Origin of the sequence: Halomonas sp. OfavH-34-E (assembly GCF_024124525.1) — a bacterium.
In the GTDB taxonomy this organism is placed as follows: Bacteria; Pseudomonadota; Gammaproteobacteria; order Pseudomonadales; family Halomonadaceae; genus Halomonas; species Halomonas litopenaei.
In genome coordinates this window covers 1-16,492 of the sequence record NZ_JAMXRY010000059.1, presented here as the reverse complement: position 1 = coordinate 16,492, position 16,492 = coordinate 1, and the positions used below count along the sequence as shown (strand labels likewise).

Below are 16,492 nucleotides of genomic sequence, written 5' to 3'. Positions count from 1 at the left end.
GCGAAATGGCGTGGAATGCGCTGAAGACAGGCCTCGTGGGCACTGTCTTCAGCGGTCGATCGTTGTAGCGGGGCTGTCCTCAGCGCTTGATCACTGCTGGTGGATCAGCACCTCGGACTGCCACTGGCGCGGCAGCACCTTGGCGCTCTGTTCCCAGGCGGCAAAGTCCTGGATCGGACGGGCGCTGGCGTACTGCTCGTTGGGCAGCAGCTTGGCGGCGATATCGTCGGGCAGGGTCAGGTGCTCGGCGCGGATCGGGCGAGCGTAGCCCTCGGCCAGGTTGAACTGGCCTTCATCGGACAGGATGTACTCACGGGCCAGCTTGGCGGCGTTGGGGTGCTGGGCGTGGGTGTTGATGATGGTGGCGTAGCCGGAGGTCACCGAAGCGTCCGAGGGGATTACCACCTCGAAGGCGTCACGGTCGATCTGGTCGCGGTAGTTCAAGGCGTTGAAGTCCCACAGCAGGGCCACTTCCACTTCGCCCTTCTCCAGGTTGGCGATGGACACGTCGGCCAGCGACAGTCGGCCCTGCTCGGCCAGTTCGGCGAACAGCTCGAGGCCCGGGGCCAGGTTGCCCTCGTCGCCATCGGCGGCGTAGGCGGCGGCGAGTACCGCATTGTTGGCCTGGGAAGCCTGGCCCACGGCGCCCACTGATACCGAGTAGTCACCCTCGCGCAGGTCGGCGAAGGAACTCGGGCGCTGGTCCTCTTCCACCAGGTTCTTGTTGATCATCAGCGCAATGGTGCCGGTGTAGCCGAGCATCCAATGGCCATCTTCGTCCTTGGCCCAGTCGGGGATCTCGTCCCAGGTGGTGGGCTTGTAGGGCTGGGTCACCCCCTGCTGCACCGCGATCGGTCCGAAGGCGAAGCCGACATCGCCGATATCGGCGGTGGCGTTCTCGCCCTCGGCCTTGAACTTGGCGACTTCCTCGGCGGAGCTCATGTCGGTATCGGTGTGCGCCAGGCCGTAGACGCTTTCCAGGTCGGCCCAGGTGTCCTTCCAGTTGGCCCAGGTGTCGGGCATGCCGACGCTGTCGACGCGGCCTTCCTGCTTGGCGGCCTCGATCAGTGACTCAAGCTCGGCGGTGTTTGCCTGGGCGGCGGTGGACAGCAGGCCAGCGCAGGCCAGGGCGGTCAGGGTCGGGTAACGCAGAGAAGTGACGATCACGAGAGGGTCTCCGGGTCAGGGGCGTGAAGTCGACGGAAACCGATGCGCCTTTCTGGTCTAGATCAGTTTCCGCTGACGATCACCCTAAGGAGCTAGCGTGACAGCCTCGTGTCAGTTGCGTGGCAGTCTCGTCTCAGTTCATATGTGCCAGGTGGAGGAAGAAAAACCCGACTCGTTCGAGCACTGTCATCGCGTTGTCACCGGCTTGCCACTAGACTGCTGAAACTACGTTGAACCTTCTTTGGTCTATACCAGAAAGCTGGACGCCGCCGGAAGCCGCTCGGCGACGATCCTGGTCAGAGCTTCGAGAGTCCGCCTTGCCTACTGTCCCTGACGACACCTCGCACGACGCCTCACCCGCCCATCGCCTGCGTGAGCGTCTTGCGCCCTTGCTGAGCCTGGCCTCGACACGGGGCGATCGCCGTCTGCCCAGCGAGCGAGACATGATGGCGCGCCTCCAGACCACCCGCATCACCCTGCGCGAGGCACTCAATGAGCTGGAGGCGGAGGGCTGCGTGTATCGCGAGAATCGGCGCGGCTGGTTCGTGTCGCCGCCACGGCTTCGCTACGACCTGCTGGCCTGCCTGCCGTTTCACGAGATGGTGCGATCCCAGCAGCGCAGCGCCCGAACCCTGTTGCTCAGTGCCGAGGAAGTGATCGCGCCCGTCACGGTTGCCCGCCGGCTGGGACTCGCCGAAGGCGAGCGCGTCTACCGCATCTGTCGTGCCCGGCTGGTGGATGAGCGCCGGGTGCTCTACGTGGAACACCATCTGTTGCCGCGCTGCTTTCCCGCCATCCTGGAGTTCGATCTGGCGCGGGAATCGCTGACAGAGCTATACCGCCGCGAGTACGGCATCCGGGTCGGGCGGGTCAGCTACGAGCTCGGCACCTGTGTACTTTCCAGCGACGCCGCCGGCGCGCTCAACGCGGTACGCGGCAGCCCCGCCCAGCGCATCACCCGCATCAACCACGACCAGAACGGCCGTGCCATCGACTGCGACGACGAGTACTGGCGCCACGACGCCATCGAGCTGACGCTGTCTGCCGCGCCTCAGGGCGGCTGAGGTGCGAGATCGAGGGACTTCGAGCTGGGGGGAGTGCTAGACCGCGGGAGGACGCTCTTCCAGCAGGTGCCACAGGGGGGCTGCCACCGCTGTCTCGTCACGATGGCGATAGCAAGCCACTTCCAGATAGGGGCCGCCGAGGATTTCCTGCAAGGAAATCAGCTTGCCGCTCTCGAGGTCTTCCTCGATCAATCCGTGGGGCAGCCAGCCGATGCCGAGACCGGCCAGGGCGAGTTGGCGAATGCCGATGGTGAAGGCGGTCTCGCAGACCAGCTCGATCTCGTAGTGGCGTTGGGCATCGAGCAGGTAAGGCGTCGCCAGGGCCTGGCCAAGAAAGCTGTCCGGATCGTAGCCGATCAAGGGCAGTCGTTGACCTTCCTCGAGTTCGTGCATGAGACCACCGTGATGATCCGACGCACACACCGGCAACAGCCGTTCGACGCCCAGTGACAGCCGCTCGACGCTATCGCTGCCACTGAACAGGGGAGCCCCTTCCAGCTCTGAACACAGCAACAGGTCGGCCTTGCCTTGCTCGAAGTCGTGGATGCACTGGCTGCGGTCGGATGAGGTGATCTGCAGTCCCACCTCAGGCGCGTGATGACGCAGGTGGCGCAATAGACGCGGCAGGTAGCTGACGGTCAGGGTGTGCTGGGTGGTCAGAATGGCCCTGGGCCCCTGGCGGGCATCGCTTCTGAGACGACTGCGCATGGCGTAAAGGCGTGCCAGCCACTCTCGCAATTGGGGCTCGTACGCCCGCGCGTGGGCGGTCAACTCCAGGCGCGAGGCGCTGCGATCGATCAGCGCCACCCCCAGCCACTCTTCCAGCTGGCGGATACGGCGCGAGAATGCCGGCTGGGTGACGTGGCGCCGTTCGGCCGCCTGGGAAAAGGTGCCCGCTTCGATAAGCTCGAGAAAATCCTCTATCCATTCGATCTTCATTGGTGTTTTGGTCTGCCTTGGTGGGGAGCGGCCGGGGCTAAGCAGTGGCTATGCAAAAATTTAACAGCTGGCGAGCAACTTGGCATTGGTCTCATGTTCCAGGCGAGGCTTAACTTGGAAGCGATCGCTCGAGGGCAGGCCTTCAGGCCTGCTGTGTCTTTCGACGTAGGTCGTCAAGAGAGCACGCCAATGCCAACAATGACTCGCCTGGAGGCCCGTATGCACCTGTCCCGTTTTCCCCGTGTCCGTCTCGGCCATATGCCCACTCCGCTGGAGCCCATGGACAACCTGAGCAAGCTGCTCGGCGGTCCGCGCCTGTGGATCAAACGCGACGACTGCACCGGCCTGTCCACCGGGGGCAACAAGACCCGCAAGCTGGAATTCCTGATGGCCGACGCCCTGGAACAGGGCGCCGACACCATCATTACCCAGGGCGCCACCCAGTCCAACCACGCCCGCCAGACCGTGGCCGCCGCCTGCAAGCTGGGGCTCGAGTGCCACATTCTGCTGGAAGACCGTACCGGCAGCGAGGACTCCAACTACAACTACAACGGCAACGTCTTCCTTGATCAGCTCCACGGCGCCAGCGTCGAGAAGCGCCCGGGCGGTGCCGACATGGCCGCCGAGATGGAAGGCCTGGCCGATCGTCTGAAGAGTGAAGGCAAGAAGCCCTACATCATCCCTGGCGGTGGCTCCAACGAGATCGGTGCTCTGGGCTACGTCAATGCCGCCCTGGAACTGCTGGCCCAGGCCAACGACATGGGGCTGCGCATCGATCATCTGGTCCACGCCACCGGCAGCGCCGGTACCCAGGCGGGCCTGGTCACCGGCCTCAGCGCCTGCAACGCCGGCATCCCGGTGCTCGGCATCGGCGTTCGTGCGCCGAAGGACAAGCAGGAAGCCAACGTCTTTGCCCTGGCCCAGAAGACCGAAGCCAAGCTCGGCCTGTCCGGCGTCGTCAGCCGCGACCAGGTGGTCGCCAACTGCGACTACGTGGGTGAGGGCTACGGTGTGCCCACCGACAGCATGATCGAGGCGGTCACCCTGCTGGCCCGTCACGAAGGCATCCTTCTGGACCCGGTGTACTCCGGCAAGGGCATGGCGGGGCTGATCGACCTGATCCGCAAGGGCCACTTCAAGCAGGACGAGAACGTCGTCTTCCTGCACACCGGCGGCGCCGTTGCGCTGTTCGGCTATCCCGATGCCTTCGGTTTCCCTGACTACAAGGGATAAGCCCAGGACGCTTCAGGGCAGGCGCCCGCTGAGTTCGGGCGCCCTCGACGACGTTATTCGGAGACAACAATGACCATTCGTCATCTCAAGAAGGCGGAGGCCGCCGCTGGCGTTGCCGCCGAAGACCAGCGCGTGACGGAAGCGGTGCGTGGCATGCTCGAGGATATTCGTGCCCGCGGCGAGGCGGCCGTGCGCGAATACGCCGAGAAGTTTGACGGTTGGACCGGCGACTTTGTGTTGAGCGACGACAAGCGACGTCAGTTGATCGACAGCGTGCCCCAGTCGGTCAAGGACGACATCGACTTCGCCCACCGCCAGATCCGCCGTTTTGCCGAGGCCCAGCGTGACAGCCTGACCTCCTTCGAGATCGAGACCGAAGAGGGCGTGCTGCTCGGTCAGCGTGTGCTGCCGGTACACAGCGCCGGCTGCTATGTGCCGGGCGGCCGCTACGCTCACGCCGCCTCGGCGCTGATGAGCGTGGCCACAGCCAAGGCCGCCGGTGTCGAACACGTGGTGGCCTGTTCGCCGCCCCGGGGCGACAGCATCAACCCGGCGGTGGCCTACGCCATGCATGTGGCCGGCGCTGACATGATCCTCGAGATGGGCGGCGTCCACGCCATGGCCAGCATGGCCTTTGGCCTGTTCGGCGGGCGCGAGGCCGATATCCTGGTCGGTCCCGGCAACGCCTACGTGGCCGAAGCCAAGCGCCTGCTGTTCGGTGAAGTGGGTATCGATGTGTTTGCCGGCCCCACCGAGTCGGCGATCATCGCCGACGAGTCCGCCGACCCGATGACCATCGCCGTCGACCTGGTGTCCCAGGCCGAGCACGGCCCGAATTCACCGGTGTGGCTGTTCAGCACAAGCGAAGCGATCGCCCGCGAAGTGATGGAGATTCTGCCGAAAGTCGCTGACGACATGCCTAACGCTGATATCGTTCACGCTGCCTGGCGCGACTTCGGTGAGGTCATCGTGGGCGACAGCCGCGAGGAGATCGTCGCGATCAGCGATCAGTACGCCTGCGAGCACCTGCAGGTGCTGTGCGAGGATCTGGACTGGTGGAAGCAGCATCTGAGCAACTATGGCTCGCTGTTTCTGGGTGAGGGCAGCACCGTCACCCACGGTGACAAGTGCTCCGGTACCAACCATATCCTGCCGACCAAGCGCGCCGGGCGTTACTCCGGTGGACTCAATGTCCACAAGTTCATGAAGGTGCTGACCACCCAGCAGTTGAGCGTCGAGGCCAATCTGACCTTCAGCGCCGTGGGATCCCGGATTTCCCGTACCGAGGGCATGGAAGGCCACGCCCGGGCCTGTGACTGGCGCCTGGCCAAGTACTTCCCCGAGCAGGAATGGGATTTCCCTGTTCACCGTCAGGCTCGTTACTGAGTCGCCAGCGGAGGAGCCAGCCATGCGCCGTTTTGCCAAATCCTTCACCCAGCAGGAAGCCATCTCTGACGACGCCATCGCCTCGGCGGTGGCCGTGCTCCAGAGCGGTCGCCTGCATCGCTACAACCTGGCCGAAGGCGAGGCCGGTGAGACCGCCCTGCTGGAGTCCGAGTTCGCCGCGAGCCTGGGTGTCGACTACGCACTGGCCTGCGCCTCCGGCGGTTATGCGTTGCAGCTGGCGCTGCGCGCCTGCGGACTCGAGGCCGGCGACAAGGTGCTGTGCAACGCCTTCACCCTGTCGCCGGTGCCCGGCAGTATCGTCGCGGCGGGTGGCGAGGCGGTACTGGTGGACATCCTGGACGATACCACCGTCGATCCCGACGACCTGGATCGCGCCGCTCGCGAGAGCGGTGCCGGCTTCTTTGTGCTGTCGCACATGCGCGGCCATATCGGCGACATGGACGCCATCGTCGCGGTGTGCGAGTCCCACGGCATCGTGCTGATCGAAGACTGTGCCCACACCATGGGGGCGGCCTACGATGGCCGACCCAGCGGCACCTTCGGCAAGGCAGGCTGCTTCAGTACCCAGACCTACAAGCACATCAATTCCGGAGAGGGCGGGCTTCTGGCCACCGCCGATGCCGAGGTCATGCGGCGTGCGGTGATCCTGTCCGGCTCCTACATGCTGTTCGATCGGCACCTGGCCGCACCCGCGCCGGAGAGCTTCGCCGAGACGCGCCTGATGACACCCAACATGAGTGGCCGCATGGACAATCTGCGGGCGGCCATCCTGCGTCCTCAGCTGGCCGAGATGGAGCACCGCAAGACGCGCTGGAATTCGCTGTATCGGCGCATGGAGCAGCGTCTTGGCGATATCGCCGAGGTGTGCCTGATTGACCGGCCCGCCAGGGAGGACTTCGTCGGCAGCTCCATCCAGTTCCGCCTGCCGGCGCTGGGCGCTGACACCATTGCGCGCTTTGTCGAGGGCTGCGAGGCCCGCGGCATTCCGCTGAAGTGGTATGGCAAACCCTTGCCGGAGGACTACACCAGCCGCTACGACAGCTGGGGTTATCTGGCCGGCACACGTGCGCTGCCGATCGCCGACAGAGTACTCGCCACCCTGTGTGATCTGCGCCTGCCGCTGACCTTCGATCAAGCAGACTGCGACGACATCGTCGCGCTGATGAGCGCCGCCATGGATGAGGCGGTGCAGCCCCCCGAGGCAACACCCGACAAGGCGCTCGGCTCTCGCTGAGCCACGTCTGACGACGCAATAACAAGACATCCGGAGTGACAATAATGTTCAAGAAGACTCTACTTACCGCCGCCATCGTCATGGCAGCCACTGCCACCGCCGCAGAGGCCAAGACCTTCAAGGTCGGCATGGGCGATCCCATGGACTCCGACCAGGGGGCCCTGGCCCAGCGCTTCGAGGAGTTGGTCGAATCGCTGTCCGACGGCGAGATGCAGGTCGAGTTGTTCCCCGGCGGCCAGCTCGGTTCCGAGACCGGCATGATCCAGGACACCCGCATTGGCAAGCTGGACTTTGCGCTGGTCGGTGTCGGCAACCTGACGCCCTACGCAGCGCGTCTGGGCGCCTTGACCATGCCCTATGCCCTGCGTAGCCACGCCGATGCGGTCAAGGCCACCACCGGCCCCCTGGCCGATCGGTGGAACACCATCGCCGAGGAAGAGGCCGGTGTGCACATCGTCAGCTGGCTGTACTCCAACTTCCGTCACCTGACCAACTCCCAGCGGCCGGTGACGACCCTCGCCGACGTCGAGGGACTCAAGGTTCGCGTGCCGCAGAACGAGATCATGCTGGCCAGCTACGAGGCCTGGGGCGCCAGCCCCATCAGCATGTCCTGGCCGGAGGTCTTCACCGGCCTGCAGCAGGGCGTGATCGATGGCCAGGACAACCCCTACATCGTCAACAGCACCATGAAGTTTCACGAGGTGCAGGACCACCTCACCGAACTTCACGCCCAGTACTCGCTGCAGCCCATCGTGATGGGGGTGCGCAGCTACGAGCGTCTGTCCGACGAGGAGCGAGCGATCATCGATCGCGCCGGCCTGGAGGCGCAGCTGTACGCGCTGCAGTTCCAGCTGACCAAGGCCTCCGAGGCGCGCGCTGCCATGGAAGCCGAAGGGGTCGAGGTGGCCACCCTGGAAGATGAGGATGAATGGATCCGCATCGCCCAGGAAGAGGTGTGGCCGCAGTTCTACGAGGACATCGGTGGCCAGGAAGCCTTCGAGGAAATGCAGGCGGCGCTCGGTCACTGATCGTTGTCGCCGCGGGCGGCGGTCGCTGACCGCCGCCCGGGTCTTGTTGTCATCGCTGCTGCATTCCCGTCGGGAAGGAGGCCTCCATGCTGGCCAAACTCAACTATATCGAAGACTACGCCTGCCGCTTTCTGCTCGGGCTCTTTGTCATTCTGCTGTTCGTTCAGGTGGTGATGCGCGTCACCCTGGGCATCGGCATGGCCTGGATCGAAGAGCTCGCGCGCTACGCCTTCGTCTGGTTCGTCTTTCTGGGCGCCGCCCACGCCGCCCACTTGAGCGCGCATAACCGCCTGCAGACCCATATCAAGCTGATGCCACGCAAGGTGGCCAATACCCTCTTGTTGCTGGTGGATCTGATCTGGGTCGCCTTCTGTCTGGTGCTGGCCTACAAGAGCCTGGATCTGATCGGGCTGTTGCTGGAATTCCCCTATGACTCGCCGGCCCTGGGCTGGTCGCTGGCCTACGTTTACTTCGTCTTCCCCATCGCCTTTACCTTGATGGCCTTTCGCGTGCTGCAGGTGCAGTGCCTGAAGCTGTTCAAGGGCATCGAGCCAGGTGACGTGGACGCCCAGGAAGTGTCCAGGATCACCGAGGAAACGAGCCACTACAGCGACGGCAAGACGTCGTCCAAGGCGGAGGGCTAAGCCATGGCCGCAACCGTACTGTTTTCCATGTTTGCCGGGCTGTTGTTCTTCGGCACCCCTATCGTCGTCTCTCTCGGCGTGGCCTCGATGGCCGTCTATATACTCAACGGCGACGATCTCAGTTCGCTGATCGAGCTGGCCTTTTCGGCCATCAACTCGTTTCCGCTGATGGCCTTGCCGTCGTTCATCCTGGCCGGCGCACTGATGGGGGATGCCGGTATCGCCAGACGCCTGATCCTGATCGCCGAGGAGCTGGCCGGTCCTGCCGCTGGTGGGCTAGGCGCCGCTGCGGTGATGGCCTGCATGTTCTTTGGCGCGATCTCGGGCTCGGGACCTGCTACTACCGCAGCGGTGGGGATGCTGGTGATACCGGCGATGATCGAGCGCGGCTACGGCAGAAGCTACCCGGCGGCGATCACCGCCACCGCTGGTGGTCTCGGGGTGGTCATTCCGCCCAGCATGCCGCTGGTGATCTATGGCGTCACCGCCAACGAGTCGATTTCTGCGCTGTTCATGGCCGGCGTCATCCCCGGCGTGATGCTGGGGGCGGGCCTGATGGTGGCCAACTACATCACCGCCAAGCGCAACGGCTACCAGACCGAGGGAACTTCCTACGATCGCAAGCGGGTGGTCGCGGTGCTCAAGGATGGTTTCTGGTCGCTGATGGCGCCGGTGGTGATCCTGGGCGGCATCTATTCGGGCATGTTCACGCCCACCGAGGCGGCCGTGGTCTCGATCTTCTACGCGCTGTTCGTCGGTGTTTTCATCCACAAGGAGTCATCGCTGCGCGGGCTCAACGAGGCCTTTCAGAGCACCACCTGGCTGACCGGGCGTGTGTTGATCATCATGTTCACCGCCACCGCCTTCGGCCGCATCCTGGTCGAGAATCACATTCCGGCGATGATCGCCCAGGGCATCCTGGATATCACCAACAGCCTGTGGCTGGTGTGGATTCTGGTGATCGGCTTTCTCCTGATCGTCGGCATGTTCATCGAGATCCTGGCCACCATCATGATCGTCACGCCGGTGCTGTTGCCGGTGATGGTGGAGCTCGGCGTCGATCCCGTGCACTTCGGCATCGTGCTGGTGGTCAGCCTGGGCATCGGTTTCTCGACGCCGCCGCTGGGCGAGAACATGTTCATCAGCTCGTCGATCGCCAATGTCTCCATTGAGAAGATTTCGGTGCGCGCCTTGCCGCTGGTGGGTTCCATGGTGGTCATTGCCTTGCTGCTGGCCTTCTTCCCGCAGCTCAGCCTGTGGCTGCCCAATCTGCTCGGCTTCTGATACCGGTCATCACTCGTCAAAGGACCCGCTATGACGCTTTCCACCGATAACTCCGCAACCATCGCCGACCATACGATGGTCGGCGTGCTGGGCGGCATGGGACCGGACGCCACGGTGGCCTTCATGCAGAAGGTCATCGAGGTGACGCCCGGCGAGGACGATATCGACCACGTGCATATGCTGGTCGACAACAATCCCAAGGTGCCATCACGCATCAAGGCGCTGATCGACGGCGACGGCGAGTCACCGGCGCCTGCCATCGCTGCCATGGCCAGACGACTCGAGCAGGCAGGCTGCGATTTTCTGGTCATGCCCTGCAATACCGCCCACTACTACTGGTCGGCCGCCCAGCAGGCGGTGGACATTCCGGTGTGGCATATCGTCGAGCGCACCCTGGACCGGGTCGCCGCCGAGATGCCGGGGGCCAGGGTGGGCATGCTGTGCTCGCCGGCGCTTCGCAAGATTGGTCTTTACGAGGGATTCATCAAGCCGAGGGGGCTGTCGTTGGTCTATCCCGACAACGAGGATCGCGTGCTCGACGTGATCCGAGCGGTCAAGCGTGGTGCCGGGCGCGCGCCCGCCACCCACGCGGCCTTCATCGAGGCCGCCCATGACGTCCAGGCGCGTGGTGCCGACGTGCTGGTCCTGGCCTGTACTGAGCTTTCGGTGATCCGCGATGCGCTCGATGGTCGCGTGCCGATCATCGATACCGTACAGGTGCTGGCCGAAGACGTGGTCGCTGCGGCCACCGGAAAGGCACCGCGCGGTTGATTCGGAGAACCGAGTCGAGCACTGAAGCGAGAGCACTGTAACGAGAGCACTGTAACGAGAGCACTGCTCAGAGGTTGAAACAGGGCGGCGTCGAGCGCTGCCAGTACGTCGATCTTCCTGTCCCGTTCACCAAAGAGACGCCTTCGTCCGCTGGCCTCATCCGGCAGGACCGGGGTCGCTCGTTTTCACGATCCGGAGTCGTCCCATGACCTCACCCTCTTCTTCCCCCTCGACGGCGACCTCGCGACAGCGGCTAAGCCGTCGACTGGCGTCCCTGAGCCCGATCGGGCGAGGACTGCTGGTGTGCGTGACCATTGCCCTGGCCACCACCTTTATCGCCGATCACTACGGTGGGCCGACCCTGCTCTACGCCTTGCTGTTTGGCATGTCGCTGCACTTCTTGAGCGAAGAGGGACGCTGCCTGCCGGGGATCGAGTTTGCCGCGCGCACCGTGCTGCGCCTTGGCGTGGCGCTGCTGGGCGCACGCATGACCCTCGAGCAAGTCGGTGACCTGGGGCTTGGACCGGTGCTGACGGTGCTCGCCGCGGTGGGACTGGTGATCTGCGCAGGGGGGCTGCTGGCCCGGGCGCTTGGCCTGCACCGTGATCTGGGCCTGCTGACCGGTGGTGCCGTGGCGATCTGCGGGGCCTCGGCGGCGCTGGCGCTGTCGGCGGTGATGCCGAAAAACGACACCAGCGAGCGCAACACCATCCTCACAGTGGTGGGCGTGACCACGCTGTCGACGGTGGCCATGGTGACCTACCCGCTGCTGGTGGGGGTGCTCGACCTTGCCAATACCCAGGCCGGCATCTTCCTGGGGGGCACCATCCACGACGTGGCCCAGGTGGTCGGGGCGGGGTACATCATCTCGGAGGAGACCGGCGACGTCTCGACCCTGGTCAAGCTGGTGCGTGTGGCCATGCTGGTGCCGGTGGTGATGATCTTCAGCTGGCTCTATCGCGCCTCGCGCAACAGCGAAGGAAAGCGCCAGGTGCCGATGCTGCCTGGCTTCCTGGTGGGGTTCGTGGCGCTGGTGCTGATCAACAGCCTGGGGCTGATTCCAGAAAGCGTGAACGAAGGACTGTCGACGCTCTCGCGCTGGTGTCTTGTCACCGCCATCGCCGCCCTGGGCATCAAGACCTCCTTTCAGAAGCTCGCGGTGGTCGGCTGGAAGCCGGTCATCCTGATGGTGCTGGAGACCCTGCTGTTGCTGGCCATCGTGCTGGGGGTGGTGGTCTTCGGCGGGCTGGGTAGCTGAGCGGCGATGGAACGCTGCTCTTGCTGATACACCAATAAAACACAATAAGGTCCCTGACAATGACAACACAAACCGCAACACCTTCACTGTCCTTTCGTGGGGGCACCCTGGGTGCCTTGACGCCTCTGATCCTGCTGGTGCTAGGCCTTATCTATCTGTCGGTGTTCGAGCGTGCCGGCACCAAGCCATTCTGGGCCTGCGCCTGGGTGGCAATGGGCGTGGGACTCTTTCTGTGCCGACAACGCACGGCGTACTGTGACAGCCTGCTCAAGGGGATGGGCAATTCCACCGCGACGGCCATCATCGCACTGTGGCTGCTGGCCGGTGTCTTCGGCAAGCTGATGGCTGCCGGCGGCCTGATCGATGGCTTGATGTGGTTGGGAGCAGCGGTGGGCGCCGAGGGTGCGGCCTTCACGCTGCTGGCCTTTGCCATGGCCATGGTGTTTGCCCTGGGGACCGGCACCAGTACTGGTACCGTCATCGGGCTGTCGCCGGTGCTGTACCCGGCGGGCGTCCTGTTGGGGGCGGATCCGTCCATGCTGGCGGTGGCGATCCTGTCCGGTGCGGCCTTCGGTGACAACCTGTCCCCAGTGTCGGATACCACCATCGTGTCCTCCTATACCCAAGGGGCGGAAATCGCCGACGTGATCCGCACCCGTCTACCGCTGGCGCTGACGGCTGCGGCGATCTCGATGCTGATCTTCCTGTTGTTCGGTGCCAGCGGCGAGGCCTCGGCGTCAGCCGTGGAGGTGCCTTCCGGTCATGCCTCCGGCCTGGTCATGCTGATTCCGCTCGCGGCGGTGGTGTTCTTTGCGCTGAAGCGCCGACACATCGTCGAAGCCATGTTTATCGGCAATCTGGTGGCCATGTTGTGCGCCCTGGCGATCGGTGCCATTGGACTGGGCGATCTGTTCTCGTTGCCCGAGGCCAGAGGCGAGAGCACCGGCCTGATCGAAAATGGTATCGCTTCGGTAACCGGCGCCGTGCTGTTTGCGCTGATGGTGCTGGCGCTGACTCAGGTGATTCTCGATACCGGTCTGATGGAAAAACTGCTGGACGGCGCCAGGAAGCGCCTGGTCAAGGACCGGGCCAGCGCCGAGACCAGCATCGTGGCAGTGACGATTGCCGCATCTACTCCGCTGTCGGCCAACGCCCCGGCGTTGCTGCTGGTGGGGCCGGGATTGGTACGAAGCCTGGCTCAGCAGTTCGGCATCTCGCCGGCCAGGGCCGCCAACCTGATGGACTGCGCGGTCTGCACGGTGTTCTTTCTGCTTCCCTGGCACATCGTGGTGGCGGTCTGGCAGGAGGTCATCGCTTCCACCGCGGTACAGAACGAGGTCGCCGCGCCGTCAGCCTTTGCCTCCTTCCTGACCCCATACCCCTGGGCCATGCTGGTGGTGCTGGCTGTCTCGATCCTGCTTCGGCGGCGCAAGCAGGGCACCACCGAGGTCGCAGCCGTCTGATCGGCCTCCGCTCACCTGGCAGTAAAAAACAGCCCCGCCATGCTGGCGGGGCTGTGGCGCTCTTGTGGTTGTCGTTGTTGGTGGCGCGGGGAAAGTTTTTTAGAGCGTTAGAGAAGCCAGCGCTACGCAAGCAACGACCGACAGTCCGGTCAGGAACCAGAACAGGGTCATCTCATTGGAAGTGAGGGGGGAAGGTTCAGCACCGAAGCGGTTATCACCATCACTCCCCTTGATGAAGGTCACCATGATAAATGGGATGAGGTTTATAAGGGGGATAAAGAAAAGTAGCATGAGCCAGCCTGATTTTTTCAGGTCATTTAGCCTGCGCTTTCCCTGGATTAGCGCAAAGATAGTCAATGGAATTCCAAGCACGAATTGGCTGATGGTAAAGGCGCTGGCGGCTGTCTCTGCAGCGGCCGGTGTTGCCGTCAGACTATAGTAGATAAGTATTCCGTATACGGCATAGACGAACAACACCGGCAAGGTCAAGCGATTAAAGTATCTTACTCTACCGATACGACCATTGGTCGACCATAGTCCAGGGTTTTTATTTGCTACCTGGCGGTCGTTTGCATCACCTTGCGTGTTGGATATTTCTGTATCTGAAGGGAAGTTGATTTCATTTGAGTTATCTAGCGTAGTGCTTTCGTTTGTCATCTTGCTGCTTCCTTCCTTGGGGTAAGTGTTCCGGCGATCCTTTCGCCGAGTCGGTTAATCTCTATGCTTGTTGCAGTGCTCTGGGAGGGTCTAAAGACCCAGGTGAAACTGTAGTGGTCCATAGCAGATGGCCGCTGACGCCACGGCAATGTTAAGAATGAGCAAGCACCAGAAGCGCTTCGTTTCCGATGAAGTCGATGGAGAAGGTGGTGGTCCGAAGGGGTTGCTTCCTGGTGTGCCACGAAAGAAGACCAGAGTGATGACCAGCCATACGTTGATCAGGGGAATCAGTCCAAGAAGCAGTGCCCACCCAGAACGCCCCTGATCGTTAAGGCGACGTTTTGCCTGAAGAATGGCGAAAAGGGTGAAGACTGAGTACAGGCCTGCGTAGGCGTAGATCAGGATGGTGAAGGTGCTCTGGGTGAGTGTCGCAGGGTACAGGTAGTCGAGATAAAGTGGGACGAAGAGCGCGAGGTTATAGATGAGTCCTACTGCGGCAAGTCGGCTACAGTAGCGAATGCGTCCGATACGGCCACGAGTTGACCAGAGTCTGCTGCTTCTACTGGGTACGCTATACAGCGGCAGCGGCAAGGTGGCGGAAGATGAGGTGGCTGACGACATGGAGTTGAGTCTCATCTTCTTCTCCTGTCTCCTTCATTAAATCGGTCTTCGATTCATCAAAGGTGTCAAAGCGTTGTCGGGTTTTCCAATGCCTTGATGGATGGTCAGTCGTCATGGCAATGGTCGGCGGTGGCGCATTTTTTCCTTGCATGAGGAACGCATCATTGGTGCCTGAAGCAAGGGTTTCACTGTGACTCTAGAAAGCCATTTCGTCAGGGGATATGGGGGATGTCCTACATCCTTTCTCTTTTTAAGAAATTTCTAATTATTTGACCTCGGGTTGGCCGAACTGGCACGAAATTGCGTCGCTGCGACAAAAAAACACCCCGATGGCCGGGCGCCTTGCCCTGCCATCGGGGTGATGTTGTTGAGATATTGCCGCGGTGATACTGAGTCGTCGCTGAGGCGATGGTCCGGAAACAGGACCGGGAGAGGTTAAGCGGCAGGGCCAATCAGATGCTTCACCTCAAGATACCCGGACAGTCCCCAGGGGCCGAGTTCACGTCCGATGCCGCTGGCGCCGAAACCGCCCCAACTGGCCTCGGGCATCACCAGCTGTTCGGAGTTGAACCAGATGCTGCCTGCACGCAGGGCGCGGCCAACACGCCTGGCGCGCTCGGCGTCACCGGAGATCACGGTGGCGGCGAGGCCAAAGGCGCTGTCGTTGGCCAGGGCGATGGCCTCGGCTTCGCTCTCTGCGCTGCGCGCACACAGCACCGGGCCGAAGATTTCCTCGCGCCACAGACGGCTTGAGGTGGGCACGTCGCGGTACAGGGTTGGGGCGACGAACTCGCCCTGGGCCGGCAGGTCACGATGGCGGCCGTCACGCACCGGCGTCAGGCCTTCGTCCTTGGCGATCTCGAGATAGCGCTCCACGGCTTCGCGCTGACGGGCGCTGGTCATCGGGCCCATGTCGGTGCCCTCGGCCAGCGGGTCACCCAGGGTGAGGCCGTCGATACGGTCGGCCAGCGCCTGGTAGAGCGGTTCGGCCAGCGTCTGGTGCACGATCAGTCGCGAGGTGGCGGAGCAGATCTGCCCGGAGTTGAAGTAGATGCCGGCCATCACCCAGTCGGCGGCGGCTTCGACCTCGGCGTCATCGAGCACCAGGATCGGCGATTTGCCGCCGAGCTCCAGTGATACGCCGCGCACGCCGTTGGCGGCGGCCTGCATGACCTTCTCGCCGACCGCATTGCTACCGGTGAAGGACAATTTATCCACACCCTGATGGGCGGACAGGGGGGCGCCGATGCCTTCGCCGTCACCCAGCAAGAGGTTCAGCACACCGGCGGGCAGGCCGATCTCCACGGCGATGTCGGCCAACGCCACCTCGGGCAGCGGGGTGACCTCGGAGGGCTTGAACACTAGGGTGCAGCCGGCGGCCAGTGCCGGTGCGATCTTCCAGGCGCTGGTGACCAGCGGGAAGTTCCAGGGGGTGATCAGTCCGACCACGCCGGCGGGGTCTTCGAACACCCGCGCCTCGACGCCGTCCATGCCGTGCTCGAGCAGACGTCCCTGACGCTGCTCCAGGGCGCGGGCCTGGCCGGCGTAGTAGCGGTAGCAGGCGATGGCGTCGTCCAGGTCGATGGCGGCCTCGGCCAGGGCCTTGCCATTGTTGGTGGAGGACAGCCGTTCGAGCTCGCCGCGGCGGGTTTCGAGGGCCGTGGCGAAGGCCTCGAGAAAGTCGCCCCGACGCTGTCCGCCCAGCGCCTGCCAGGCGGGCAG

The 16,492-nt window shown here is 63.5% G+C and carries 15 protein-coding genes; 10 read left to right on the top strand and 5 right to left on the bottom strand.

The window, feature by feature from the left end:
• Nucleotides 1-90 precede the first annotated feature (90 nt).
• Nucleotides 91-1,167 (bottom strand): ABC transporter substrate-binding protein, encoded by a 1,077-nt coding sequence (locus NH448_RS19990; RefSeq protein WP_239452577.1) that lies wholly within the window; start codon nt 1,165-1,167, stop codon nt 91-93.
• A gap of 317 nt (nt 1,168-1,484) precedes the next feature.
• Here NH448_RS19990 and NH448_RS19985 point away from each other — a divergent pair, with 317 nt between their 5' ends.
• Nucleotides 1,485-2,231: a UTRA domain-containing protein gene (locus tag NH448_RS19985; RefSeq protein WP_045993658.1), complete on the top strand. Its 747-nt coding sequence runs from the start codon at nt 1,485-1,487 to the stop codon at nt 2,229-2,231.
• A 36-nt stretch (nt 2,232-2,267) separates the two neighbouring features.
• On the opposite strand, the gene NH448_RS19980 is transcribed toward NH448_RS19985, so the two are convergent.
• Nucleotides 2,268-3,170 (bottom strand): LysR substrate-binding domain-containing protein, encoded by a 903-nt coding sequence (locus NH448_RS19980; protein WP_045993657.1) that lies wholly within the window; start codon nt 3,168-3,170, stop codon nt 2,268-2,270.
• 219 nt (nt 3,171-3,389) lie between these two features.
• Between NH448_RS19980 and NH448_RS19975 the strand changes: the two genes are divergently transcribed.
• The 9 genes from NH448_RS19975 to NH448_RS19935 all read left to right on the top strand — a co-directional run bounded on the left by NH448_RS19975 (nt 3,390) and on the right by NH448_RS19935 (nt 13,492).
• Entirely contained in the window at nt 3,390-4,403 is a 1,014-nt protein-coding gene (locus NH448_RS19975) for a D-cysteine desulfhydrase (protein ID WP_045993656.1), read from the top strand.
• Between the two features lie 69 nt (nt 4,404-4,472).
• Nucleotides 4,473-5,789 (top strand): histidinol dehydrogenase, encoded by a 1,317-nt coding sequence (hisD, locus tag NH448_RS19970; protein ID WP_185696483.1) that lies wholly within the window; start codon nt 4,473-4,475, stop codon nt 5,787-5,789.
• 22 nt (nt 5,790-5,811) lie between these two features.
• Nucleotides 5,812-7,044 (top strand): aminotransferase class I/II-fold pyridoxal phosphate-dependent enzyme, encoded by a 1,233-nt coding sequence (locus tag NH448_RS19965; RefSeq protein WP_045993655.1) that lies wholly within the window; start codon nt 5,812-5,814, stop codon nt 7,042-7,044.
• Nucleotides 7,045-7,088: 44 nt separating this feature from the next.
• Complete coding sequence (locus tag NH448_RS19960; protein ID WP_052704426.1) at nt 7,089-8,072, top strand: TRAP transporter substrate-binding protein; 984 nt, start codon at nt 7,089-7,091, stop codon at nt 8,070-8,072.
• Between the two features lie 86 nt (nt 8,073-8,158).
• A complete protein-coding gene (locus tag NH448_RS19955) occupies nt 8,159-8,716 on the top strand; it encodes a TRAP transporter small permease (RefSeq protein ID WP_045993654.1) in 558 nt (185 codons plus the stop codon).
• A gap of 3 nt (nt 8,717-8,719) precedes the next feature.
• The gene (locus NH448_RS19950; RefSeq protein ID WP_045993653.1) at nt 8,720-10,000 is read left to right on the top strand and encodes a TRAP transporter large permease; all 1,281 of its coding nucleotides are present in this window, start codon (nt 8,720-8,722) and stop codon (nt 9,998-10,000) included.
• 30 nt (nt 10,001-10,030) lie between these two features.
• Complete coding sequence (locus NH448_RS19945; RefSeq protein ID WP_052704425.1) at nt 10,031-10,771, top strand: amino acid racemase; 741 nt, start codon at nt 10,031-10,033, stop codon at nt 10,769-10,771.
• A 205-nt stretch (nt 10,772-10,976) separates the two neighbouring features.
• On the top strand, nt 10,977-12,029 hold the full coding sequence (locus tag NH448_RS19940) for a putative sulfate exporter family transporter (RefSeq protein WP_108133480.1): 1,053 nt from the start codon (nt 10,977-10,979) through the stop codon (nt 12,027-12,029).
• 59 nt (nt 12,030-12,088) lie between these two features.
• A complete protein-coding gene (locus NH448_RS19935; RefSeq protein WP_124805147.1) occupies nt 12,089-13,492 on the top strand; it encodes a Na+/H+ antiporter NhaC family protein in 1,404 nt (467 codons plus the stop codon).
• Nucleotides 13,493-13,591: 99 nt separating this feature from the next.
• Here NH448_RS19935 and NH448_RS19930 read toward each other — a convergent pair whose 3' ends face one another.
• The 3 genes from NH448_RS19930 to NH448_RS19920 form a co-directional block, all read right to left on the bottom strand.
• On the bottom strand, nt 13,592-14,149 hold the full coding sequence (locus tag NH448_RS19930; protein ID WP_253029296.1) for a DUF805 domain-containing protein: 558 nt from the start codon (nt 14,147-14,149) through the stop codon (nt 13,592-13,594).
• A 90-nt stretch (nt 14,150-14,239) separates the two neighbouring features.
• On the bottom strand, nt 14,240-14,785 hold the full coding sequence (locus NH448_RS19925; RefSeq protein WP_083970498.1) for a DUF805 domain-containing protein: 546 nt from the start codon (nt 14,783-14,785) through the stop codon (nt 14,240-14,242).
• 420 nt (nt 14,786-15,205) lie between these two features.
• Nucleotides 15,206-16,492 (bottom strand): aldehyde dehydrogenase family protein (locus NH448_RS19920; protein WP_253029295.1); only part of this gene is annotated, 1,287 nt, incomplete at its 5' end.